The organism is Mesorhizobium sp. P2_D1 (assembly GCF_056404455.1).
Map to the genome: position 1 here is coordinate 1 of NZ_JBFUDZ010000072.1, position 22,261 is coordinate 22,261.

The following is a 22,261-nucleotide window of genomic DNA, read 5'->3' on the forward strand; positions in this document are numbered from 1 at the left end:
GCCTATGCCGGCTCCAGAGGGCTGATTGCAATAGTCGGCAACGCGCGTCATACGTCTCGATGTCGGAGTCTGCTTGGTCTACGCGCCAGCTGACATCAGGTCCAGCTCGAGAGAACCGTATCCATATCGACCGTCTCAACCTGCTGCGCGAAGCGCTGGTGATAAACGGTCAGCAGCGCGTCATGCGTCGCGTCGGAAGAACTGCACAGCGCGTCCGTGACGAGAACCACGCGGTAGCCGAAATCGATCGCTCCGAGCACCGTTGCCAGGACGCACACGTCGGTTTCGCCGCCGGTGATGACCAGTGTATCGATGTCACGCGCCATGAGAAGGGTTCTGAGGCGCCCTTCAAACCATGGCGAGTAGATGTACTTGTCGATGATCGCTGCCGGCGGACAGTAACCAGCCAATGACGGCAACAGTTCAATCATTGCGGGATCGATGTTCTCGATCGTCATCGAGGCCCAGCGCTGATAGTAGTGCTTCCATGTGCCGACGCCCTGGCCCGGCTTTTGCGCAGGCAGGAAGCGCGTGAAGACCGTCTGTAGCGCGCGTCGTTCAACCAGAGTTTCAATCTGGGGAAGGACGCGGGTAATCCAGGGAGTCGCCCATTGCGACGGCTCTGCAAACAGCCGCTGCATATCCACACAGATATGCATGCATCGACTTAATGGCCCGCAAGGACGCGTTCGGCGTCTCATATGCCCACATGAAATCGTCGGCCGAGGCACCAACTGCATGGACACGCCAGTAGCTCGCTGTTCCTTTCAACGGGCTCTGGCTTGTGGTGTTTGTCTTTTCGAAAAGGTCGAAATAGATATCCTGGAAAGGAATGAAGAAGACGGGCTCGTGTCCATCTTCCCGGAGCACTTTTGCTCGTTCCGTGGCGGCGACTACGGCGTCGGAAAATCGCACCGTCACCGTGCCGGCAAACGGCTCTATGGCCAGTTGACCAAAGTGATGTTCCGAATCGGTTAAAGCGTGCATCTGAATACTCCCTGGCTGCGAGCTGATTTGCGATACCCAGAGGACGAAATGCATGGCAACGCGTCAGGTTCCGGTACTCCCCGACGAAAGCCCTCGTGCGGCCTGGTTCGGCTTGGGCCGACCTTGCACAGGCGTGTCGCGCCAACGCATCGGCACCGATGATGAGTCCGGGATAAGTTGAATGCCTTATTGGTTTGTTTGCCTGGCAGCCTCAGCCTCGGCGACATCAACGGTGTAAAGCACCTCACCGCTTTCGTTAAAGACCCGCACCAGCCAACCAGATAGTTCGTCCGTGCCCGGTTGAAGGTCGACCAAGAGATCAGCAGCGCAGCGCATAGCTTCCTCGCGGGCAGCCTCAAGGCTCGGCATGTGAGATGGCGGTATTCGTCGGCTGGTCCCGCCGTCGCGACATTCAAAGACATACATATCGCTCTCTCCATCGCTCGCCGACGTCGCAGCAACTTCATCGAAATTGCCGTTGCTTTTCGCGTCGTAGTCATTGGCAGCGATACCGAACGTGGCGGTCTGCACGAGAATCGCCTTCGCCCGGTTCAATGCGGCCTCGCTATCGCCGTCCACATTCGCCATGTCGACGGTCACGCATTCACTCCCCTCGCCGCAAAACATGACACGAAGGATCGCGTGGCCATTTAGGGCGGTAGCATTCACTACTTCGGTGCGAACGATCTGCATATAAGGCTCCTGAATGACTGTCCGGCCGAAACCGGGCCTGGTTCTCAATCCTGGTGCTCTGGCATGTCTTCGAGCTGGTCTTTGGTCCAGGCGGTGACGGCGTGAACATCACCATCCTCGTCGCGCATGAATTCCAGTTGGTTGGCTGGCACGGCCACAGGTTTAGCGCCGATGCCGAGGAAACCGCCGACATCGATGACAATCTGATTTCCGTGCATGTGAGAGACTGCGCCAACTTTCTCGTCGTGCGCGCCATATATAGCGGCGCCGTCGAGTATGTCGGGAGTCAATTCATTGCTCGTAAGTCGAACGTGCTTGGTATGGTCCATGGTCGCATCTCCTGGTGGATAGGCTGTCCCAACCTTCGAAGCGCCGAACGGTTCCAACTTGATTCGACCCGACAGCCCGGACAATGAATGCGATCGCACGGCACAGAGGCGTCGCATTTGCCGCCTCTGGTTGCATGAGGGAGGTCTATCTTTGAAGTTCGAGCGTGCTGTATCGAATTATGGTCAGAACGACCCGCGCGCGTTTTGTCGGCAGCCTCAAACGCCTTGAGGGGGACGCTTGGCCATCGATTCACTGGTCGGACATTGAGCGGTCGGTCGCCGGCCTCCAGTATCAGCTTGCGAGTCTCTTCAGCCGTAAGGCCGCATAGGCGCGCGAAATAACGGCAGTCGCCATCCCCGGCCGCCTCTCCGTAGGGCTTTGTCATCGCACAACAGGCGCTAGCGCGCTGCCTTCCTCGACGATCGTCTCGGCAATGTATTCCTTGAGATCACCGACCTCTTCCTGGATGTCCTCGGCGGATATATCTTCATCTTGTGCATCCGCGATGCACTGGCTCGCGAGTTCCTCGGCTACGTCGACGCCGGCCGGAACGACGGTCAGGTTTTCGATCACGTGCTCGTCAATCCAGTCTGAGACAAAATACGCGGTCCGATTGACCAAAATGTCGGCAGCTTCGGGCAATTCCGTTTCGGGTTTGAGATCCCTTTTCATTGGGCTCACCGTTCAATGGACTGACCTCCAACTCCCGTCAGCCTCAAAGGATGCAAGCTGTACCGATAAATCATTGTCAGCTGCGAGCCTCCCCTTCGCGTCGCCGCACAACGAGAGGCGCGTGTCTGCACGTCACACTCCCACCGATCAAAAATCTGATCTCGCCGATTGCCTAGAGCCGACCCCAACGAAGCCGGCGTCATCGTGGAACCGTCGGGCAGATACCAAGTTCTATGAATCGGGCTCGGCAGGCTGATCGGTAACCTGAACAAAATTTAGTACGTTCTCGAATGCCTTTTCACTTTGCCGACGGATCATCGCGGCTGAAGCCCAGCGACGGGAATCGCGCCGATATGGGTGAGACCACATCGGGCCTCGCCATGCAAACGAGGACAGAAATGACATCGAAGACAAGATCAGCCACCACCAAACCGTACGGCGGACCTGCCGGTGGCTGGGGCTCAGCGAAATCCGTGGCCGCGATCATCGTGAGAGAACAAGTCCCTTTGAAGGGGCCAAGGATACTTTCGACCCAGAACAAGCCCGAAGGTTACATGTGTGTCAGTTGCGCCTGGGCAAAACCTTCTCGGCCGCATCCGCTCGAATTCTGCGAAAACGGGGCGAAGGCGACCGCTTGGGAAATCACATCCCGGCGGGCCGACCCAGCATTCTTCGCCAAACACACGCTGAGCGAACTGGAGCTCTGGCCAGATCACAACCTGGAGGATCAGGGTCGGCTGACCCAGCCCATGCGCTGGGACGCGACCAGCGACAAGTATATTCCGGTGGCTTGGACAGAAGCGTTCGACGAGATTGGCAGGGAGCTGCGCGCGATCGATCCGCACCAGGTCGACCTCTACACGTCTGGCCGCGCGTCGCTCGAGACGAGCTACATGTACCAGCTATTTGCCCGCATGTACGGTAGCAACAATTTGCCTGACAGTTCCAACATGTGTCACGAAAGCTCTTCGGTGGCGCTTCCGGAAAGCATCGGCGCCTCTGTAGGCACCGCGATTCTGTCGGACTTCGAAAATACCGACTGTATTTTCTACATTGCCCAAAACGTGGGAACATCTTCGCCTCGCCTGCTGCACGACCTCCAGGATGCCGTCAACCGAGGCGTGAAGATCGTCACCTTCAACTTGCTGCGCGAACGCGGCCTGGAGCGCTTCGTCAATCCGCAGTCGCCGGTGCAAATGCTGACCGGCAAAGAGACAAAAATCTCGTCCGAATATTACCAAGTCAACAATGGCGGCGACATCGCGGCGCTATTCGGTGTGTGCAAGGCGCTCATCGAAGCTGACGATGCCTGCAAGGCATCCGGCAAGAGCCGCGTGGCCGGAGAGGACGGCAAGCCGAAAGACCCTGACAATGCGGCAATGGTCGCTTTCGCAGCCTCGATAGCCTCCGCCGACGAGAAGCACGTGCTCGATCATGATTTCATCAAGGAGAATACGGCTGGATACGAGGAATTTGCTGAAGCAGCACGAGCATATCAGTGGTATGAACTTGAGAGAGTCTCGGGGCTCAGCCGTGATCAGATGATGCAGGCCGCGGCCACCTACGCCAAATCCGATGCCGTGCTGATGGTATACGGCATGGGCCTTACGCAACATCTCATGGGCGTCCAGAACGTCCATATGGTCTGCAATCTGGCACTGCTGCGCGGCAATATCGGCAAGCCCGGCGCGAATATCTGTGCCGTCCGCGGGCATTCTAATGTGCAGGGGCAACGGACGGTCGGAATCACCGAGAAGCCCGGTCTAGCCCCCTTGGACAAGCTTTCCGAACTCTACGACTTCGATCCGCCGCGATGGACGGGCCGCTCGACAGTCGAGACGTGCGCAGCCATCATGAACGGCCAATCGCGCGCGTTCATAAGCCTTGGCGGGAACTTCCTGAGAGCGGTGCCCGAGACCGCTGCTATGGAAGAGGGATGGCGCAAACTGCGTCTGAGCGTGCAGATTGCGACGAAGCTTAACCGCAGCCACATTTTGCATGGCGAGATCGCCTACCTCCTGCCCTGCCTCGGCCGTATCGAACTCGATCAGCAAGCGACTGGTCCGCAGGCCGTGTCGATGGAGAGCTCCATTGCCCATTTCCACGGCTCGCGCGGCAAGACGAAACCCGCCAGCACCGCACTCCTATCGGAGCCTGCGATTGTTGCCGGCATCGCCAAGGCCACTCTGGGCGAGACGAAGGTTCCATGGGACGCCTGGGTGGGCAACTATGCGGAAATCCGAGACGCCATCGAGCGGACGTACCCAGAAACCTTCAAGGATTTCAACAAGCGGCTTTTCAAGCCAGGAGGATTTGCCCGACCGCTGCCGGCGCGCGAACGCAAATGGGTGACGCACAGCGGAAAAGCAAATTTCATTACGCCAGACAGGCTTTTTCCGGAATTGTCGACGTCGCAGAATGCCGACGTTCTTCATCTCGCGACCCTTCGCTCCAACGATCAGTTCAACACTTCGATCTATGGCTACAGCGACCGCTTTCGTGGAGTGAACGGCACTCGCACCATCGTATTCCTGAACCCGGAGGATATTGCCCGCCTGGGATTCGCCGATGGCGAAATTGTTGATCTGACAACAGCGATCGATGAGGCTACCGCGCGTAAGGTTACGGGATTGAGGGTCGTTTCCTACAACATCCCAAAGGGTTGCTGCGGGGCATATTTTCCCGAAACCAACCCGCTCTTCCCTCTGGCTCACCACGACCCGAAGTCGAAGACGCCGTCATACAAGCTTTTGCCAGTCCGCCTTAGCCGATCGCACTTAACTCCAGATGGCTGATGCCATGGGGGCAGAGAACCGCTTGACAGAAAGGGCCATCGCAAATCCGAAGTCGGCGCTGATGGCTGGCGCGCTTCTGCTCCTCGTCGGTGTGGGCGGCCTGCTCGGCTGGTTGCGGCAGCCGAGAGAGCTTCGCCTCGATCCGCCGGCTGCTGCCRACCTCAACCGATTCCGGCTTATGCAGAACGGCATCAGCGGAACACCACCCGAGAGTTATTTCGCGTTCGGCAAGCCTTATGAAACGGACGCTTACAATCTGAGTCTGGGCAAGCGTCTTTATGCCTGGTTTGGCTGCCCCGCGTGCCACGGCGACGGTCGTGGCGGTGTTGGGCCGAGCTTCCTTGACGGCTGGTGGCTTTATGGCCCTGAGATGGTTTCCATAGCCGCTTCCATCCGGGACGGCCGCCCGCACGGCATGCCTGCCTTTCGCGACAGGATGACGATCGAGCAGATCTGGCAGCTCGCAGGATATCTCCAGACAATCGGTTCCTATACGCCGAAGATAGCCGCGCCCAGCCGCAACGATGACAAACACACCCGCCCGGCCGAGAATCGCGGCCCTGCGATAATCCTCTTCAACGAGGGACCGGTCGGCGTCCACCCAGACCAGGGACCTTCGCCATGAGAAAGGTCGGCGCTCTTCTGCCGGCGATCACTGCCGTCGCGTCGGGCTGCAGCGGCAATCAGTCGGCGCTTGACCCGCGCGGCGCTCCCGCCATCCATGTCGAACACCTGATCATCGCAACAGTCATCCTCTGTACTGTGGTCTGGATCCTGGTAATGGTCATGCTTGCCTTGGCCCTCGTGCGGGGCCGCCGCCCGGGGGCGGACAGCGCGAAGTCCGAGGCACGGCTGACAATGGCGGTGATTGCCTCGGTCACGGCCACCGTAGTCATCATCGCCGGTCTGACGATCGCAAGTTTCTATACCACCCGGAATATCGGCGTCCCGGAAAGTGCCGCCCTCACGATCACGGTCAAGGGACAGCAATGGTGGTGGCAGGTCTTCTATGCCGGTACCGACGCAAAGCCCGGCTTTCAGACTGCCAACGAAATTCACATTCCCGTCGGTGCGAATGTTCACCTCCGGCTCGAGAGCGCCGATGTCATCCATTCGTTCTGGGTGCCTAGCCTCGCCGGAAAGCAGGATCTTGTTCCGGGCCGGTCCAACAGTTTGCTGCTGCGAGCCGAAAAGCCCGGCGTTTATCGGGGCCAATGCGCCGAGTTCTGCGGCGTTCAGCATAGCCATATGGCGATCATTGTCATCGCAGAGGCGCCGGCGGACTACGAACTTTGGGCGGCGTCGCAGCGTGCTGAAGCGATGAAGCCGAGCGATCCGGACGCGGCAGCAGGAAAGGCAGCTTTCCTGGCTAGGCCGTGCGCTGCCTGCCACACGGTCCGGGGTACGCCGGCCAACGGGACGACAGGACCGGACCTTACACACATCGGCGGCCGGCAGACGATCGCCGCCGGGCTGCTGGAAACCACGCGCGGCTCACTGGCGGCCTGGATTGCCGATCCGCAGACGCTCAAGCCTGGAAACAACATGCCGATAGTCGCGCTGACCAGCATCGAGCTTCAGAATATCTCCGCCTACATGGAGAGCCTGAAATGACGCGCGATGACCGCGGCGTCCGTGACACGGCATTCGACGGAGCCGAGCTGGACCGGCGCCTCGCGGTAACGTGGGCAACCCAGCCAGGCCTGTGGGGTGCCCTTTCGACGGTCGATCATAAGATCATAGGCCGGCGCTACATCACCACGGCGTTTGTCTTCCTGGCGCTTGGCGGGTTGCTGTCCCTGCTGATGCGGTTGCAATTGGCGCAACCTGAAGCCCGCTTTATAGGGCCCGATCGGTACAACCAGATTTTCACCATGCATGGCACGAACATGATGTTCCTCTTTGCCGTGCCCGTCATGCAGGCGATGGCCGTCTACCTCGTGCCTTTGATGGTGGGGACCCGGAGCATCGCTTTCCCGCGCCTCAACGCGTTCTCCTACTGGATGTATCTAGCCGGCGGTTTGCTGTTGTGGATCGCCTTTGTGCTGGACACCGGACCGGATGTCGGTTGGTTCGCCTATGTCCCGCTCTCCGGCCCCCAATATGCGGCTGGGAAGCGGGCCGACATCTGGGCACAGATGATCACCTTCACCGAAGTCTCCGCGCTCGCCGTCGCGGTAGAGATCGTCGTCACCGTCTTCAAGCAACGCGCTCCAGGAATGTCTCTGGAGAGGATCCCGTTGTTCGTCTGGTCAATGCTGGTCACGTCGTTTCTTGTCATCCTGGCGATGCCGGCGATCATGATCGCGAGCACTGCCCTTATTCTCGACCGGCTTGTCGAAACACATTTCTTCAATCCGGCCGAAGGCGGCGACGTCCTGCTGTGGCAGCACCTGTTCTGGTTCTTCGGCCATCCGGAAGTCTACATCATTTTTCTGCCGGCCGTGGGGATGGTGTCGACCATCGTCGCGACATTCACGCGTCGGCCAGTGTTCGGCTATCTGGCGATGGTGATGGCGTTAATCGCGACGGGTATCCTGGCGTTTGGACTATGGGTCCATCATATGTTCGTGGCTGGCCTGCCCCGGCTTGGAGAAAGCTTCTTCACCGCCTCAAGCATGGCGATCGCGGTTCCAGCGGGATTGCAGATATTCTGCTGGCTGGCGACGATGTGGGCAGGCAGGCCGACTTTCAAGACGCCGTTTTTGTTCGTCATCGGCTTCATGGTCATATTCGTCATTGGCGGCCTGACCGGCGTGATGGTGGCGTCCGTCCCGTTCGACACACAAGTCCACGACACCTATTTCGTGGTCGCGCACTTTCACTATGTCCTGATCGGCGGCGCCGTATTTCCTCTGCTCGGCGCGATCTATTATTGGTTTCCCAAGGTGACGGGCCGGATGATGAGCGAGACACTCGGTCGCTGGGTGTTCGGTCTGACCTTTGCCGGCTTCAACCTGACCTTTTTTCCCATGCATATTCTCGGGCTGCGCGGCATGCCGCGCCGCATCTACACCTACCAGCCCGAGATGCCATGGGCGGGCCTGAACATGTTTATCAGCCTCAGCGCCGTCATACTTGCCGCCGGCTTCCTTTTGTTTTTCGTCGATGCCATACGCAGTGCCCGGTCAGGTGCCGTTGCGCCATCCAATCCGTGGGGGGCCTCGACGCTCGAATGGGCGACCTCGTCGCCGCCGCCGCCGTACAACTTCGCACGGCTGCCGGTGGTCGGCAGCCTCGAGCCCCTGTCTGACGACCCAAAGATGCTAGGTGTCGTTTCGGGCCTGCGCGTCGACCGTCGTGAACTGTTGATCAGCAGTGTCGTCGAAGCGCTTCCGGAAGCGCGTGAATCGTCGTCCGGGGACTCGATCTGGCCACTATGGGCAGCACTTGCCACCTCCGCGACGCTGATTTGGTCGATATTCACCCCATGGGCGGTTGTGTGGGGCTCGCTACCAGTTGCGATCGCACTCATTGGCTGGTTCTGGCCAAAGGGCACGCCGGAGGATGACTCATGAAGGAAAGCGTCGCACTCGACCTGACGGAACTTCCGCCCCATGGCCTCGGCACGGCGAGTGTTTCCTGGTGGGGAACGCTCGCGTTCATGCTCATTGAAGGGACGGGCTTCGCTCTTTCGATCATCGTCTATCTCTATCTCATGAGCCTGGCACAACACTGGCCCCTGGATGCCCCACCGCCAGATCTGCTCGCCGGAACGACCCTGACGGCTCTCCTGGTGGCGAGTCTCGTCCCCAACATCTTCCTCGCCCGCTGGGCGCGAGCCCAGGATTTGTTCAAGGTTCGTATCGGCCTGATTGTCATGTCCGTGCTCGGCCTAGTACCGTTGATCCTGCGCGCGTTCGAGTTTCCGGCAATGCATATCAAGTGGGATCAGAACGCCTACGGGTCGATCGTGTGGGTGATGCTCGGCCTGCATACGACGCATATCGTGACCGATCTGGTCGAGACGCTGGTGCTGACCTGCCTCATGTTTTCACGGCATGGGGACAACGGGCGCCGCTACGGAGACGTCAGCGACAACGCGATGTACTGGAACTTCGTGGTGGCGACTTGGTTGCCTATGTATGCCTGCCTGTATTGGGTTCCACGCCTTTGACCAACATTAGGCTTCGATACGCCGGACTACTCATACCGCCAGTGACCTGGGCGCTGAGCACTCAGCTTGGACAAATCACGCCCTACATCGATTGCCGCCAGAGTGTTTCCTGGACCGCGGCCTCTTGCGGGACACTCCTCGTCGCCTCGATTGCAGGCCTTGCTGCATCACGGGCCACTTCGACGGGATTGGCCAAGCCAGCCCGGTTTATCGTCGATACAGGTTTTCTGATCGCACTGGCGTTTGTCTTTGCGCTGTCGCTGCAGGGGGCGGCTACTATGCTGCTTGACCCATGCCTGCGCTGATCTGCGCCCTGATCTCCTTCATGATCGCCACCCCGGCAATGGCGCACTGGGACGAGACCCATGGTTCTGGGATTCCCTGGACATTTGATCCTTGGATCGTCGTGCCTCTTGCAATACTTGCCGCGCTGTACGGCATTGGCGCCGTGAGGCTTGGGTGGCGAAGCAGACGGAGCTTGCTCATCCCCGCCTTGCTGTATTGGAGCGGCATACTAACACTGGCGGGTGCGCTGCTTTCGCCGCTTCACTGGCTTGGAGAGCACCTTTTTACCTTTCATATGATCGAGCATGAGATCGTCATGGCTATCTCGGCCCCCTTGATCGTGCTCGCGCGACCGGTTGGTATTCTGTTATGGGGCTTGTCCGGAAGAGCCCGTCACATCGCGGGGTCGCTGATGGGTTCACCCCTGATACGCGGGACATGGGACTGGTGTGCGAGCGCCACAAACGCCACCATCATCCATGGCGTCGCCATCTGGGCCTGGCACATGCCGGTGCTGTTCGACGCGGCCTTGACCAACACGGCCCTGCATCGCCTTCAGCATCTCAGCTTCTTTGCGACAGCGATATTGTTCTGGTGGGCAATTGTCTGGCGAAGCGATTACGGCGCCTCAGCCTGGCACCTATTCGCCACCATGGTCCACACCGGCATTCTTGGCGCCTTGATGGCGCTCGCACCACGCGTGCTCTACCTCGCGCAGACCCAGGACGCGAAGGCTTGGGGGTTGACACCTTTGGAAGACCAGCAATTGGCCGGCATGATCATGTGGGTGCCAGCTGGCACGATTTATGCGGCGGCGGCAATGACCATGCTGGCGCTTTGGATTCGTGGATCAAGCGAAAGGAGGTCGCAAAATGCCTGACCTTTTTGCGTCTCCCGCTGGCCGCGCCACCTTGACGGCCGTTGTTCTTCTGGCGGCATCGGCCGCTTTTGTCACGGCCAACATCACGCGCGACAACCTCACCCGGGCGACCGTAGCCAAAACGATGACCGGCGGCGATACCGAACGCGCTCCAGAAATCTTTCGCCGCTACGGCTGCTCCGGTTGTCACACCATCCCCGGCATACCGGGAGCGGACGGCCAGACCGGTGCACCGCTCACCGGACTATCAAAGCGTGTGTATATTGCAGGCGTGCTGGAAAACAATTCCGACAACCTGGTCGCATGGATCGTTTCGCCCCGGAGCTTCTCCCCTCAGACGGCGATGCCGTCAACTGGCGTCTCGCAACAGGAAGCCAAAGACCTCGCGGCCTACCTCTACGCCCAATGATCGTTGATGTTTGCTTTGACGCAATTCCGGGCGGAAAGCCAGGTCACTTTCCTGGAATTGCCTTAAGGGTGCGGCGTGGCGATCGGTGCGAGACCTTTAATGTAACGTGCGATCGCCTGGCGGTCGCTGTCAGGCAGCATTGCCGTATTGGCCACGACATCGGCCATGGAAGATCCCACGCGACCGTGGTTGGGCGTCTCGCCCGTTTTGAGCATCACTGCGATGTCGTTCTCGGTCCATCCAGACAACCTGTCCTGGGTGATGTTCGGCACAAATCCCGTGCCTTGCGGATCGATGCCACCGGCAAAGCGAGTGTCCGGTTTGATTGCGCCAAAAGCGTTGCGGGTGGAATGGCACTCGGCGCAGTGTGAGACGCTCTCGACGAGATAAGCACCGTGATCATGCAGAGGGTCTCCGTCGAGATGCGCAGAGGTGGAGCCTTCGCGAAAGAACATCATTTTCCAAATCCCGACCGACCGCCGGATGCTGAACAGGATCGCGGGACTATGCGGCGGCGCACGCCCGGCTACTTTGGGAAGCGTCTTGAGATAGGCATTGAGATCCCTAATGTCCCCGGCCGTCATGCCCGTAAAGCTCGTAAAGGGAAAGGCGGGATAGTAATGGTCATGCCTTGGCGACACGCCGCCGATGAGCGCATTTGCCAGGTCGATGACGCTCCATGCGCCGATGCCATCGACGGGATCGGGGGAAATGTTGGGAGGCCGAAAGGTCCCAAATGGTGAAGCGAGCGCCATACCGCCGCCAAGCCTCAGGCGGTCGGGCTGTCCCGGTGTTGCATGACAGGAAGCGCAATCTCCGGCATCGAAAACGAGCTCACCATGCGCGACATCGCCCGGGCCTTCAAATTGCCGATCCCGATCCGCAAACGGAGGCCTCGCCGCGGTCATGTACCACAAGACCGCGCCAGCGCCGGCTGCACACAGCAAAACTCCAAGAGCAAATTTCCACGCAGCGCTCGCCATTCCCCCCCGCAAACCGTCAGGCAAGCGCGGCTCGCTCTTGTCTTCGATTCCCGCCTTCATGTGAGAAAGTTGCTCAAGGGTGCATCGCAGCCGTGGTCGGAGTGGATCGGAGATGTCCAGCTTGTCCCAGGGAACGCGGTACAGGCAATCGCGGTGGCGCAGGCGAAAGAAGTCCAACATGGCGATGCCTATCGCCGAGGCGGAGAGCCGCTCGAAAGCAGCGAAGATGCCGATATGGAATTCGGTAACGACTACATCGTCACCGTGACGGTCCGCGACTAGCTCCTCTATGCGACCGACGCTTTTGCCGCGCAGCGAAAGCACCCGCCGGCCAGCAAGATGTTCGAGGTTGACGGTGGCCATCGTCAAGCTCCCGGGATGCGGCCGATGACGTGGTCGCGCAGCCAGTCCTGCCAATCGAAGATCGCGGTCCTTCGCACCTCAATGTCGACTTCGATGTCGACGCCGATATCGCGCACCTTTTTCCACGCTATACGGTGCGGCTCGGCATGGCGCTCGCCGCCAAGCCTTGCCGCAAGCCATGTCATCCAGCGCCCCGGTCTTGGACCAAGGCGGCGCGCCAGCGTGATCGACCCGAGCTCGACCGCGACGATCCTGGGCGGCACGTCTGCCCCCAACTCAGCGACCAATCCGTCAACCTTGCCGATCTTAACCCGCTTACGGTCAACGACCTGTTTGTCCAGCAGATCGCGCAGCAAATCCATCACGAACCTCCGAACAGTTGCAAGGGAATGCTCACCACGGCAAGGACGAAGCCTAGCGCGATGATGAAGATCACCGCGGCATTGGAGACCATGCCGTTGCGATGCTCGCCGACATAACGCTCGTCATTGAGCAAGAAGAGGAAGGGGACAACGGTCAGCGGCAGGCTGGCAGCCGTCACCGCCATGGAGAAGATGGTTAGCTTGAGCGGGTCGAGGCCGAGCGCGATCGGGATCGCGGCAAGCAGCAACGACAGCGTATAGACACCACAGAAGGCGGGATCATCGCGCGGTTTCAGGTCCTCGCCCCAATTCCATCCGAAGCCTTGGGCGACGAGATAAGCCTGCTGCAGCCCGATTTCGAGTGCTGCGCCGAAGCAGGCTATCGCGAGCGAGGCAACGAACAGGACAAACCCCCAAAAACCAAATATCGGGGTCAGCATCAGCGGCAGTTGGTGGTAATCGTTGACCTGGTTTATGCCGTGCGCGCCGAATACGAGCGCGGCCACGATCAGCACGCTGACCGAAATCGTGCCACCGAAACTCATGCCCATGCCCGCAATGGCGCGATTGGTGCCGAGATAGGTTTTGTCCCAGTGATCCTCGACGGCGCCCGAAGAATAGAACATGAAGAGGTAGGGCGATATCGACGCGCCCAAAATACTGACGGCCATGAACCAGTAGTTTGCCGCGTCGTGCTCCGGCAGACTGGGCATCGCACCAGCGGCAACCTCTCCCCAATCCGGTCTCAACATCACCGCCGCGACCACGAAGCAGAGTGTGACAAGACCGAGGATCGCCACGCCCTTCTCGATGACTCCGAAAGTTCCTTTCCACAGAAACAGCCACGCGAGGAACGCCAGTGGCAGTGCCCACCATTGAAAGCCGATCCCGGTCGCAAGTTCCGCCGCGATAGCAACGCCGCCGATCTCTGCCGACATCACCATGAGGTTGACGAGTAAGGTGGCCAACAAAGGCCACAGGAAGGCATTGAAGCCAAACCTCTCGCGAATTCCGTCGGAGATCGTGTGGCCGCTGACGGCAGCGAACCGGCCAGCCATCTCAACCAGAAAGATGATGCAGATGGTACCAAGGAGGATTGCCCAGATCAGCCGGAAGCCGAAAGTCGCGCCAGCTTGGGCGGCCGTCGCCATCGATCCGACCTCGAGGAAGCCGCCAACGCTGGTCACGATACCAAGCGAGATTTCAAGCAGCTTTTTCATGATTTCGGCGGGGAATATCGAGCATGGGCGGCGGCGAGATCGCTCGCGGCCGTTCGAAGTTCCTGCAGCGCGTGGCTCACCTGACGGGGGTTGCCAGCCACCACCCCCACTTGGGCGTGCGTTGCCGCAGCCGACAGCCGACCCACCGCCGTGATGACATCATGCCTCTCGGGAGATTCAGGAGAATCTTCGGACTGCATCTGCCTGCTGGCATTGGCAAGCGTTTCGGCCGTCGATTGCAATGTGGCCGATGCATAGTGTGAAGGGACGGCGCCAGCGGCCCACGCGTCGACGACCATGGCTGCCGTCTGCGACGCCGACGCCGCGATTTTTGATTGCTGCTCGATGGGCTCGGAAGACGAGCACGCGGCCAGAGCAAGCATGGTCGCCAACACGAATGAGCGGCAAAGCAGATAGCCTTCATTTTTAATAATGGCCAGTATTAGCTGCATGGTGCCGATGTCACTCCGTCCGACGCGTATCTGAAGATGGTCAGAACAGGCGGTGGATCAGGGACCCCGCACTTTGGATTTCGCTTTCCTAGGAAAGCGGATCACATCCCTGGGCAAGCGCCGATTTGAGATCCGGGAAGGATTGGGACCGGCCTGCTCTCCACTGCGTGGCCCACGGGATTGCAACTCCCTAACGGTTGGCCCGGACAACACGGCCCTTTGTCTGAAAAGACGCACAAGTTCGGGGTGGAGTCCGTCACTTCGGAGAGAGGCCACGTTGTGGAGAAATACGAAGAAGTCCATTGCATGCCTTCCCACGCTCGTATCACAACCGAGGCTGCTACTTCTGGCCTCCATTTGTCCCTCTCATGGGAGTAAAGTTGCTGGGGCGGGAAGGTTCCGCCGCGCTCGCAAATTTGCCTGCCGGGCCAATCACATGATGCTTGTTAAAGCGCAGGCATGGACCTCGTCGTCTGAAGGTCGCTGACCTCATTTCTGCTTCAATCACGGTCATGGCAGCCGTATTTCATGATGCTCCACCGGCCATCACGTTAAGACGTTGGGAACGACTACCTTGCTCGATAGTTAGGGGGTCGAAGGCTGCTCTAGCCGCGTCCCGAAGAGAGTCTAAATGTGTCTCGGACAACCGCCATCGCTACTTCCTCGACACAGGGTATGGCGCGGCTGAGCAAGCACGGGGATGTTAAGATGAAAATGCCGGCTCGCACAGACGCCGCCCTTCGAGGAGCAGAGTGTAAAAACGCGCTTGCCCCCTATGTCCAGGAGATCAGGCACATCGCCCTTCGTGCTGGCTGGCAAGCTCCCGAAATCGGCATCGCCCTGCTCGCGCTAGCGGCCGACCAACTGAAAGAGCTCGGATACGGCCAAACGTTGAACTGACGCATCCGAAGGGCGTCGAATGGAATTGGAACTCCCGGCTTTTCTCTGAGTTAGGAAATACCCGGCACCGGGTCATTTCAAACAATGAGGACACAGCAATGGCAACCACCAAAAAGGCAACCGCCAAAACCAAGGGCCTTGAGGATCTGCTACTCGATGGTCTCAAGGATATCTACTATGCCGAAAAGAAAATTCTGAAGGCCTTGCCCAAGATGGCCAAGGGCGCAGATGACGAGCAGGTCACCGCAGCCTTCGAAAAGCACCGTCTCGAAACCGAAGGCCAGGTCGAGCGGCTTGAGGAGGTCTTTGACATCCTTGGTGCAGCGGCGCGCGGCAAAACCTGCCCCGCCATCGACGGCATCCTCGAGGAAGGATCGGAAATTCTCGAGGAGTATATGGGATCGACTTCACTGGACGCCGGTCTCGTAGGCGCTGCGCAAGCTGTCGAGCACTACGAAATTGCACGATATGGCACTCTCATTGCGTGGGCCACCTCGCTTGGCAAGGATGATATCGTTGAACTTCTCAACGCGACCCTCGAGGAGGAAAAAGCGACCGACAGGGCGCTGACGTCGCTGGGCAAAGCCGGCGTCAATGACCGGGCGGCCGAACTGCAAGCAGCGTGAATTTGGGCCGGTTTTCAATGGTCCCGGCGTCCTCGCCGGGGCCATTTCCGCTGCGCGGAGACACCGTGGCAGGCATTGAGCTCCCTTCATTGCACTGACACGCCATCATCCGGCGAGGTCGAAACCGGAACCATTATAGGGTGTCGACGTTTCACAAGGCTGTTGAGGGTCGGGTTGGGATAGTGAATTCATGGAAAGCGCAGTTATGACGGGGCACATGTCCGGGCTGGGCCTTCCGCAAATTGATTATCAGGACTTTTTCGAGAACGGTGGAATTGGTCTGCATATCGTAGATGGCGCCGGACGTATTCTCCATGYCAACAAAGCCGAATTAACCCTTTTGGGCTACGAAGCCCCTGATTACATTGGTCGCGACATCGCCAGCTTTCACGCCGATGAGCGCGCCATCAACGATATCCTGGCCCGCCTATCGAGAGGCGAAGCAATCGAGCGTTATCCGGCCAAACTCCTCGCACGCGATGGCTCCATCAGGCACGTGGAAATCAGTTCAAGCGGTCAATTCGAAAACGGCCAACTGGTGCATTCGCGCTGCTTCACCGTCGACGTGACTCAACTGAGGTCTGCCGAGCAGGCGAGCCACCAGAAAGACGCCCGCTTCCACCAAATCCTGGATGCTTTGCCGGTCGCGGTCTACACGACCGACGCACGAGGTGTAATTACCGATTGTAACAGGGCTTCGGCCGAACTTGCCGGCCGGGAACCGAAGATCGGCCAGGATGAGTGGTGCGTCACCTTCCGCCTGTTCACCGTCGATGGCCAGGAATTGCCGCACGACCAATGCCCCATGGCAATCACGCTCAAGGAAAATCGTCCGATCCGCAACGTCGAAGCCATCGCCCAACGCCCCGATGGGAGCTTTTTTCCATTCTTGCCATTTCCGACTCCGCTCAGGGACGAGCATGGCAACCTCACAGGTGCCGTCAATATGCTTTTAGATCTCACGGACCGCAAAAGAGGCGAAGACGCCGCCCAGCATCTGTCCGCGGTAGTCGAGTCCTCTTTCGATGCAATCGTGAGCAAGGATTTGGACGGGTTCATCAAGAGTTGGAACAGAGGCGCCGAACGGCTTTTCGGCTACGCTCCCTCTGAAGCCGTTGGGCAGCATGTCAGCATGCTGATCCCACCTGAACACCATGACGAGGAGCCGCGGATCCTCGAGCGTCTCCGGCGCGGAGAACGGATCGAAAGCTACGAGACGATTCGCCAGCGCAAAAACGGGGAACAAGTGCCGGTCTCGCTCACCATTTCGCCGGTTCGCAACGCGGCGGGCCGCATCGTCGGCGCTTCGAAGATTGCGCGCGACATAACTGCGACCAAGGAGAACGAACATCGCATCCGCATGCTGATGCGCGAGGTCAAYCAYCGKGTGAARAACCARTACTCGGTSATCCTKTCRATGATCCGSGAGACSAACAAGCGGTCACTAAATCCAGACGAATTTGAAAAACAGGTCCGGGAGCGCATCATGGCGCTGTCGAGGTCGCACGACCTATTGGTGTCGGCTGACTGGAAAGGCGCCACCATTTCCGATCTTATCTTGGCCCAAGCCAAACCATTCGGCCGGGAAGAGGCAATCACCACGGTGGGGCCGCCTGTTACGCTCAACCCCAATGCCGTCCAATATCTCGGTATCGCATTCCACGAACTATGCACAAACTCCGCTAAGTACGGTGTATTGTCCGGTCACCGTGGCAGTATCGCCGTGACGTGGAGCATAGCCGGCCAGCTTGCCAATCGAACACTCAAGCTGACATGGGCGGAGCAGGACGGGCCTGAGATCAAGTCAATCGGGAACCACGGTTTTGGCAGCGTCGTGCTCAAGCGCGTTGCGCCGCAGGCTTTGAGCGGGACAGGGGAACTCAAGTTCGGCTTCAATGATGTGATCTGGACGATCGAGGCGCCGATCTCTTTCGTCGAGGCCTCGCTTTTGGATAGCCCCGCGGTAAGTTAAGTGCGGCTCATTGGGCTGTTTCGCCAATCAAATGCGAACGGCGACCGATGCTGAGATCCGTGTGGATAAATCTACATTGGGACGATGCAGGAGTGAGGCAGCCACATCTGATGGTGGAACATCCTTTCTGCATCCCGTTCTTCCTGTTACAGAAACCTGTGACCGCGGCCGGTAGGGCTTGCCCTCGTTATCGACTGGGAGATCGAGATGGGCAGGGCCAGTTCCCCCCTCCAAAAAGCATTGGCACCAGGTAAGCCGGTGGCTACCCGAAAGCAGCGTCCCGCAGCCGCCGATCCCCGTAGCGCGAACCCGGACGAGAACGACCGCGGCCCCTTCCCGATGTCGGCATCGGCATGTCGGCTGGCGGCCTTGAGGTCGCGACTGAGTTCCTGAGGGCAACGCCGCCCGACAGTGGAATGGGCTTCGTCGATGCCAATCTTGGCGGAACGAGCAGTGCTCCGATCGCGGCGGAGGTGGCCTCGCGTCGCCTGCCCTTCGCCGTCGTTACCGGGTACGGCAACCTCGAGCTCTCAACCGCCGCCCTCCAGTCCGCTCCTCGGGTCAACAAACCCTTTACCCCTGCCGACCTTGTCGCAGTCCTGGCAACGACGGTTGCATCATAAACGACAGTCAGCTTTGGCCGTCGTACGCAGCGAACGAGTATCGTCTGCGGCACGTCGGGAATCCACGTGTAGTGGAAGAAATCGGCGCCGCGCGTGTTCTCAACCCCGGCCTTTTTGAAGAAGCCTGGCCTCGCGCAGGATCGACGCCCGGTCCGTTCCCACCAATGAGACGATCTCAAGGATTTGCTGCTCTGTGACTCCGCTCTCGTGGGCCAACCCCCGCACGCTTTGCGGGCTATGACCGGCCGTCTGGTTTCTTCCTCAGTCACTACTGTTTCCCTTTCATCTCGAAAGGACTTATCCGGCAGGCGATGGCCTGCCGGATAAAGCTCACCTATAGCTTGACGCTCGCCTCCCGCGCCCACAGTCGCAATTTGCGGCACGCCTCGATATACGTTCCGGCTGCGTCCCCATCGGGCAGAGGAATAAGGCCCTCGTCGGCTGCCGGGTCGACGCCCGCCTTCGCCAGAAGAGGCACCGCCCCGGGCGTAAAACCGATGAATTTGCAGTGCGCAAAAGCGTCTGCCACAAAATCCCGGGCCGCTGCCTCTCCAGTCAGAAGTTCCGCGGCTTCTTCCGTAAGCAGAAGGGCCACCGCGTCGAACAGCACCGACGGCCCCCCGTCAATCATATGCTTGGCAATGATCTTGGTGCCATCGTCGGCCTGCACGCCACCGACTTTCAAAGCAATGACCTCCATCGTCGCCCCTTCGCCTTCGATAGCGGCTTGCAAGGCGTTGAGCAGCGCGGCATCGACGCCATTGCCCACCAGAACGCCGACCTTGCGGCCTTCGAAACTGTCGGGTCCGTTTTCGATGATGCTCAACGCCGGCGATGGCTCCAGATCCGTACGCGGCGGCACGGCTGCGTCCGCGGCGTTCGGCAAGTCGGTGATACCGAGTTTGTCGGCGACCGTGGCGGCCAACCCCTCGTCGATGTTGAGGAGATGGGCGACCATGCGTTCACGTATGACCGGCATTTCAACCTTGCTCAATTCGAACGTCAGCGCCATGGCGATATGGCGTTGCTCGGTCGGCGTCTGGCTGTTGAAAAATTGACCAGCTTGACTGTAGTGATCGGAGAAACTCTCAGGGCGCAGCCTGACCTTCTGACCTTCCTCGGCATCGGCGAAGGAGCGGAAGCCGCGCTCCGGCGACTCTCGTGGCCCCTCGCCGAACGAATTGGGCTGATAGTGGGCGCGTCCGACGGGATTGCGCATCGCCATATGCCCGTCCTGCTGAAAATGGTGAAACGGGCATTTCGGAGCGTTGATCGGCAGATGGGTAAAATTGGGACTTCCAAGGCGCTTCAGCTGCGTGTCGAGATACGAAAAGTTCCTGCCCTGCAGCAGTGGATCGTTGCTGAAGTCAATGCCGGGCGGCACGTTCTGCGTCATGAACGCAACCTGCTCGGTCTCGGCAAAAAAGTTGTCCGGCATGCGGTCGAGAACCAGCCGGCCGACGGGAATCGGCGGCAGGATCTCTTCCGGGATCAGCTTCGTCGGATCGAGGACATCGAAATCGAAGCTGTCTGCGAACTCTTGGTCGAAGAGCTGCAGGCATAGTTCCCACTCCGGGAAAGCCCCGGACTGGACAGCGTTCCACAGATCCCTGCGATGAAAGTCAGGATCGGCGCCGTTGATTTTGACGGCCTCGTTCCAGACCACCGATTGCATACCAAGTTTCGGCTTCCAGATGAATTTCACGAAGGTGGACTCGTCGGCGGCATTGAGCAGGCGGAAGGTGTGCACTCCAAAGCCCTGCATGAAGCGGAACGACCGCGGGATCGCGCGGTCCGACATCACCCACATGATCATATGCATGGATTCGGGCGTCAGACTGATGAAATCCCAGAACGTGTCATGCGCTGACTGGGCTTGAGGGAAATCACGATCGGGCTCAGGTTTGACCGAGTGCACGACATCGGGGAACTTGATCGCATCCTGGATGAAGAACACCGGGATGTTGTTGCCGACGATGTCCCAGTTGCCTTCCTGGGTGTAAAGCTTGACAGCGAACCCGCGCACGTCGCGCGCCAGATCGAACGAGCCCTTGCTGCCGGCTACGGTCGAGAACCGGACAAACGCCGGCGTCTTCTCACCAGCGCGCTGAAAAACGTCGGCACGGGTGTACTTGGCGAGCGATTTATATGTCTCGAAAAAGCCGTGGGCGCCGTAGCCTCGGGCATGGACGACGCGCTCGGGAATGCGTTCGTGGTCGAAGTGAAAAATCTTTTCGCGGAAGTGGAAATCTTCGATCAGGGTTGGGCCGCGTGGCCCGATCTTAAGCGTGTTCTGATCATCTGCGACCGGGCCGCCCTGGGCTGTGGTCAGAATGTCTGTCTTGCCGGCTGCAATCTGATGCAGCTCTCCGCCCTCCCCTCGAACAAGGGTTTGGTCGTGGATCGTCGCGGAATTGGGATTGGTTGCTGCCTTACGCGCCATGCGGTCCTCCTTTGGGGCTTGCTCTGGGAATGAGCTGCTCAGCAACCTGCGGCGACGCCAGATGTTCCCTGGAACGGTGATCGCAAACCGATTTCCAGGATCGCATCTGGAGCAGGGAGACAGAGGCATGCCGGAAGGTGGCATCAGCTGAGCGGTGTGCCTTTTCGTCGCTCTTCCCGCTTGATCCCGACAAACTTGGTGTTGGCAATCAATTTATGGGTACGTTCGTCGACCGAAATGCATTGGCCTTCGTCATCTCAGGTACCACCGTGACACTGCCCACAGGAACAAATCCCGCCCACGCAAATTCTTGAATTAGTCTCAGCTGAAATGCCCGATCAAAAGGAGGATAGGATGGGGTTTTTAAGCAAGTATTTTTCAGGCCTTCTAGGGAAGAAACGGCAGCCCGAAACGCGCAGTGGCGACATGCGCAAGGCGACTGGGGCAGGCCCAGCGTTGGCTGCCCACTCGAAAGACGCTAAGACAACGGCTGCTACCGGCCAAAATCCAGCAGCGGCGAGGAAGAAATCCAATGGCTGACGACAAGAATAAGCTCGGCTATCAAGACCGTACTCGCGTCAGCGGAGACGAGGAATATGAGGTTGGCTACTTGGCCAGCAAGTTCGGCCTTTCAACTGATCATGTGCGCGAGTTGATCAAAAAGCACGGCGACAACCGCGAGACACTGGAACGCGAAGCTAAGGCGCTCGGAACCCGCTGAGATACCGGGTTAAGCTATCGTATTCCGATCCGCCGTCCCCCGACAGCGAGCATGCGAGCGAGCAGTTTTCTACTCGTCCTTGGCCTGCGCCCAGATGGTCCGACATGCGCGACATGCGGCTGGCACAAGGAGGTAGGCATGAGCCTCTGGAACTGGACACCCGCCGAATGCTTCGGTCAGTTGGCCTCCGCCGGCAGGAACCGCGGAAGAACGCGCTGAAGCTCAACCACCCGTGAGCATCGATGTTCCGGCCAAATGAAAAAGCCCGCCGTCATGGAAGCGGAGCATTCGACATATGCAGCGGAACATCGCGGCTAACCGCGCTGTCGTGCGCGCTCGCAGGTCTCGCCAAGCTTCAGCCGAACCCGCATTGGATCGGCCTGGCAGGTGGTGAGATGGACGCGGCCTTTAGCGCAACCGCGCACGCC

Annotated in this window: 21 protein-coding genes; 11 read left to right on the plus strand and 10 right to left on the minus strand. The window is 59.3% G+C overall.

The features are described 5' to 3' along the window. Positions 1–95: 95 nt before the first annotated feature. The 5 genes from AC1D0I_RS29540 to AC1D0I_RS29560 all read right to left on the minus strand — a co-directional run bounded on the left by AC1D0I_RS29540 (position 96) and on the right by AC1D0I_RS29560 (position 2,652). Complete coding sequence (locus tag AC1D0I_RS29540) at positions 96–641, minus strand: cysteine hydrolase family protein (protein ID WP_477344713.1); 546 nt, start codon at positions 639–641, stop codon at positions 96–98. After that, the gene (locus tag AC1D0I_RS29545) at positions 571–987 is read right to left on the minus strand and encodes a DUF427 domain-containing protein (protein WP_477344711.1); all 417 of its coding nucleotides are present in this window, start codon (positions 985–987) and stop codon (positions 571–573) included. Before AC1D0I_RS29545 ends, AC1D0I_RS29540 begins: the two co-directional genes overlap by 71 nt. A gap of 186 nt (positions 988–1,173) precedes the next feature. Continuing rightward, entirely contained in the window at positions 1,174–1,680 is a 507-nt protein-coding gene (locus AC1D0I_RS29550) for a DUF6894 family protein (RefSeq protein ID WP_477344709.1), read from the minus strand. Positions 1,681–1,724: 44 nt separating this feature from the next. Continuing rightward, the gene (locus tag AC1D0I_RS29555) at positions 1,725–2,009 is read right to left on the minus strand and encodes a PRC-barrel domain containing protein (RefSeq protein WP_477344707.1); all 285 of its coding nucleotides are present in this window, start codon (positions 2,007–2,009) and stop codon (positions 1,725–1,727) included. Positions 2,010–2,391: 382 nt separating this feature from the next. Further along, a complete protein-coding gene (locus AC1D0I_RS29560) occupies positions 2,392–2,652 on the minus strand; it encodes a hypothetical protein (RefSeq protein WP_477344705.1) in 261 nt (86 codons plus the stop codon). 428 nt (positions 2,653–3,080) lie between these two features. Here AC1D0I_RS29560 and AC1D0I_RS29565 point away from each other — a divergent pair, with 428 nt between their 5' ends. The 7 genes from AC1D0I_RS29565 (at position 3,081) to AC1D0I_RS29595 (ending at position 11,168) form a co-directional block, all read left to right on the plus strand. After that, complete coding sequence (locus AC1D0I_RS29565; protein WP_477344703.1) at positions 3,081–5,477, plus strand: FdhF/YdeP family oxidoreductase; 2,397 nt, start codon at positions 3,081–3,083, stop codon at positions 5,475–5,477. Positions 5,478–5,538: 61 nt separating this feature from the next. After that, positions 5,539–6,102, plus strand: coding sequence for a c-type cytochrome (locus AC1D0I_RS29570; protein ID WP_477399589.1), 564 nt, complete (start codon positions 5,539–5,541; stop codon positions 6,100–6,102). Continuing rightward, complete coding sequence (coxB, locus tag AC1D0I_RS29575) at positions 6,099–7,091, plus strand: cytochrome c oxidase subunit II (protein ID WP_477344701.1); 993 nt, start codon at positions 6,099–6,101, stop codon at positions 7,089–7,091. Before AC1D0I_RS29570 ends, coxB begins: the two co-directional genes overlap by 4 nt. Then, positions 7,088–8,995: a cytochrome c oxidase subunit I gene (gene ctaD / locus AC1D0I_RS29580; RefSeq protein ID WP_477399591.1), complete on the plus strand. Its 1,908-nt coding sequence runs from the start codon at positions 7,088–7,090 to the stop codon at positions 8,993–8,995. The genes coxB and ctaD overlap by 4 nt, the downstream gene beginning before the upstream one ends. Next, a complete protein-coding gene (locus AC1D0I_RS29585) occupies positions 8,992–9,594 on the plus strand; it encodes a cytochrome c oxidase subunit 3 (RefSeq protein WP_477344699.1) in 603 nt (200 codons plus the stop codon). Before ctaD ends, AC1D0I_RS29585 begins: the two co-directional genes overlap by 4 nt. A 292-nt stretch (positions 9,595–9,886) precedes the next feature. Next, positions 9,887–10,759, plus strand: coding sequence for a cytochrome c oxidase assembly protein (locus AC1D0I_RS29590; protein WP_477344697.1), 873 nt, complete (start codon positions 9,887–9,889; stop codon positions 10,757–10,759). Next, positions 10,752–11,168, plus strand: a complete 417-nt coding sequence (locus AC1D0I_RS29595) for a c-type cytochrome (RefSeq protein ID WP_477344695.1) — start codon at positions 10,752–10,754, stop codon at positions 11,166–11,168. Before AC1D0I_RS29590 ends, AC1D0I_RS29595 begins: the two co-directional genes overlap by 8 nt. A gap of 62 nt (positions 11,169–11,230) precedes the next feature. Here AC1D0I_RS29595 and AC1D0I_RS29600 read toward each other — a convergent pair whose 3' ends face one another. From AC1D0I_RS29600 to AC1D0I_RS29615, 4 genes are all read right to left on the minus strand, one after another. Beyond that, complete coding sequence (locus AC1D0I_RS29600; RefSeq protein ID WP_477344933.1) at positions 11,231–12,151, minus strand: c-type cytochrome; 921 nt, start codon at positions 12,149–12,151, stop codon at positions 11,231–11,233. Positions 12,152–12,516: 365 nt separating this feature from the next. Further along, positions 12,517–12,876 carry a hypothetical protein gene (locus tag AC1D0I_RS29605; protein WP_477344694.1) on the minus strand — a complete coding sequence of 120 codons (360 nt, stop codon included), beginning with the start codon at positions 12,874–12,876 and terminating at the stop codon, positions 12,517–12,519. Next, a complete protein-coding gene (locus AC1D0I_RS29610) occupies positions 12,876–14,096 on the minus strand; it encodes an Nramp family divalent metal transporter (RefSeq protein ID WP_477344692.1) in 1,221 nt (406 codons plus the stop codon). Before AC1D0I_RS29610 ends, AC1D0I_RS29605 begins: the two co-directional genes overlap by 1 nt. Continuing rightward, positions 14,093–14,548 carry a hypothetical protein gene (locus AC1D0I_RS29615; RefSeq protein ID WP_477344690.1) on the minus strand — a complete coding sequence of 152 codons (456 nt, stop codon included), beginning with the start codon at positions 14,546–14,548 and terminating at the stop codon, positions 14,093–14,095. The genes AC1D0I_RS29610 and AC1D0I_RS29615 overlap by 4 nt, the downstream gene beginning before the upstream one ends. Before the next feature lie 708 nt (positions 14,549–15,256). Here AC1D0I_RS29615 and AC1D0I_RS29620 point away from each other — a divergent pair. From AC1D0I_RS29620 to AC1D0I_RS29630, 3 genes are all read left to right on the plus strand, one after another. Continuing rightward, on the plus strand, positions 15,257–15,448 hold the full coding sequence (locus AC1D0I_RS29620; RefSeq protein WP_477399585.1) for a hypothetical protein: 192 nt from the start codon (positions 15,257–15,259) through the stop codon (positions 15,446–15,448). A gap of 98 nt (positions 15,449–15,546) precedes the next feature. Further along, positions 15,547–16,074, plus strand: coding sequence for a YciE/YciF ferroxidase family protein (locus AC1D0I_RS29625; RefSeq protein ID WP_477344688.1), 528 nt, complete (start codon positions 15,547–15,549; stop codon positions 16,072–16,074). A 190-nt stretch (positions 16,075–16,264) separates the two neighbouring features. Then, positions 16,265–18,046: a PAS domain S-box protein gene (locus tag AC1D0I_RS29630; protein WP_477399587.1), complete on the plus strand. Its 1,782-nt coding sequence runs from the start codon at positions 16,265–16,267 to the stop codon at positions 18,044–18,046. A gap of 957 nt (positions 18,047–19,003) precedes the next feature. Here AC1D0I_RS29630 and katE read toward each other — a convergent pair. Beyond that, on the minus strand, positions 19,004–21,112 hold the full coding sequence (gene katE, locus AC1D0I_RS29635) for a catalase (RefSeq protein WP_477344682.1): 2,109 nt from the start codon (positions 21,110–21,112) through the stop codon (positions 19,004–19,006). A gap of 532 nt (positions 21,113–21,644) precedes the next feature. On the opposite strand from katE, the gene AC1D0I_RS29640 reads away from it, so the two are divergent. Further along, the gene (locus AC1D0I_RS29640) at positions 21,645–21,833 is read left to right on the plus strand and encodes a DUF3606 domain-containing protein (RefSeq protein WP_095091509.1); all 189 of its coding nucleotides are present in this window, start codon (positions 21,645–21,647) and stop codon (positions 21,831–21,833) included. The last annotated feature ends 428 nt before the right edge of the window (positions 21,834–22,261 follow it).

Excerpts from the sequence above, each read along its gene's own strand:
- AC1D0I_RS29600 (WP_477344933.1), bottom strand. The coding sequence starts at position 12,151 with ATGGCGAGCGCTGCGTGGAAATTTGCTCTTGGAGTTTTGCTGTGTGCA.
- AC1D0I_RS29610 (WP_477344692.1), bottom strand. The coding sequence starts at position 14,096 with ATGAAAAAGCTGCTTGAAATCTCGCTTGGTATCGTGACCAGCGTTGGC.
- AC1D0I_RS29640 (WP_095091509.1), top strand. The coding sequence starts at position 21,645 with ATGGCTGACGACAAGAATAAGCTCGGCTATCAAGACCGTACTCGCGTC.
- AC1D0I_RS29565 (WP_477344703.1), top strand. The coding sequence starts at position 3,081 with ATGACATCGAAGACAAGATCAGCCACCACCAAACCGTACGGCGGACCT.
- AC1D0I_RS29595 (WP_477344695.1), top strand. The coding sequence starts at position 10,752 with ATGCCTGACCTTTTTGCGTCTCCCGCTGGCCGCGCCACCTTGACGGCC.
- coxB (WP_477344701.1), top strand. The coding sequence starts at position 6,099 with ATGAGAAAGGTCGGCGCTCTTCTGCCGGCGATCACTGCCGTCGCGTCG.
- AC1D0I_RS29585 (WP_477344699.1), top strand. The coding sequence starts at position 8,992 with ATGAAGGAAAGCGTCGCACTCGACCTGACGGAACTTCCGCCCCATGGC.
- AC1D0I_RS29615 (WP_477344690.1), bottom strand. The coding sequence starts at position 14,548 with ATGCAGCTAATACTGGCCATTATTAAAAATGAAGGCTATCTGCTTTGC.
- ctaD (WP_477399591.1), top strand. The coding sequence starts at position 7,088 with ATGACGCGCGATGACCGCGGCGTCCGTGACACGGCATTCGACGGAGCC.
- AC1D0I_RS29550 (WP_477344709.1), bottom strand. The coding sequence starts at position 1,680 with ATGCAGATCGTTCGCACCGAAGTAGTGAATGCTACCGCCCTAAATGGC.
- AC1D0I_RS29605 (WP_477344694.1), bottom strand. The coding sequence starts at position 12,876 with ATGGATTTGCTGCGCGATCTGCTGGACAAACAGGTCGTTGACCGTAAG.
- AC1D0I_RS29590 (WP_477344697.1), top strand. The coding sequence starts at position 9,887 with ATGCCTGCGCTGATCTGCGCCCTGATCTCCTTCATGATCGCCACCCCG.
- AC1D0I_RS29620 (WP_477399585.1), top strand. The coding sequence starts at position 15,257 with ATGAAAATGCCGGCTCGCACAGACGCCGCCCTTCGAGGAGCAGAGTGT.
- AC1D0I_RS29545 (WP_477344711.1), bottom strand. The coding sequence starts at position 987 with ATGCACGCTTTAACCGATTCGGAACATCACTTTGGTCAACTGGCCATA.
- katE (WP_477344682.1), bottom strand. The coding sequence starts at position 21,112 with ATGGCGCGTAAGGCAGCAACCAATCCCAATTCCGCGACGATCCACGAC.
- AC1D0I_RS29625 (WP_477344688.1), top strand. The coding sequence starts at position 15,547 with ATGGCAACCACCAAAAAGGCAACCGCCAAAACCAAGGGCCTTGAGGAT.
- AC1D0I_RS29540 (WP_477344713.1), bottom strand. The coding sequence starts at position 641 with ATGCAGCGGCTGTTTGCAGAGCCGTCGCAATGGGCGACTCCCTGGATT.
- AC1D0I_RS29555 (WP_477344707.1), bottom strand. The coding sequence starts at position 2,009 with ATGGACCATACCAAGCACGTTCGACTTACGAGCAATGAATTGACTCCC.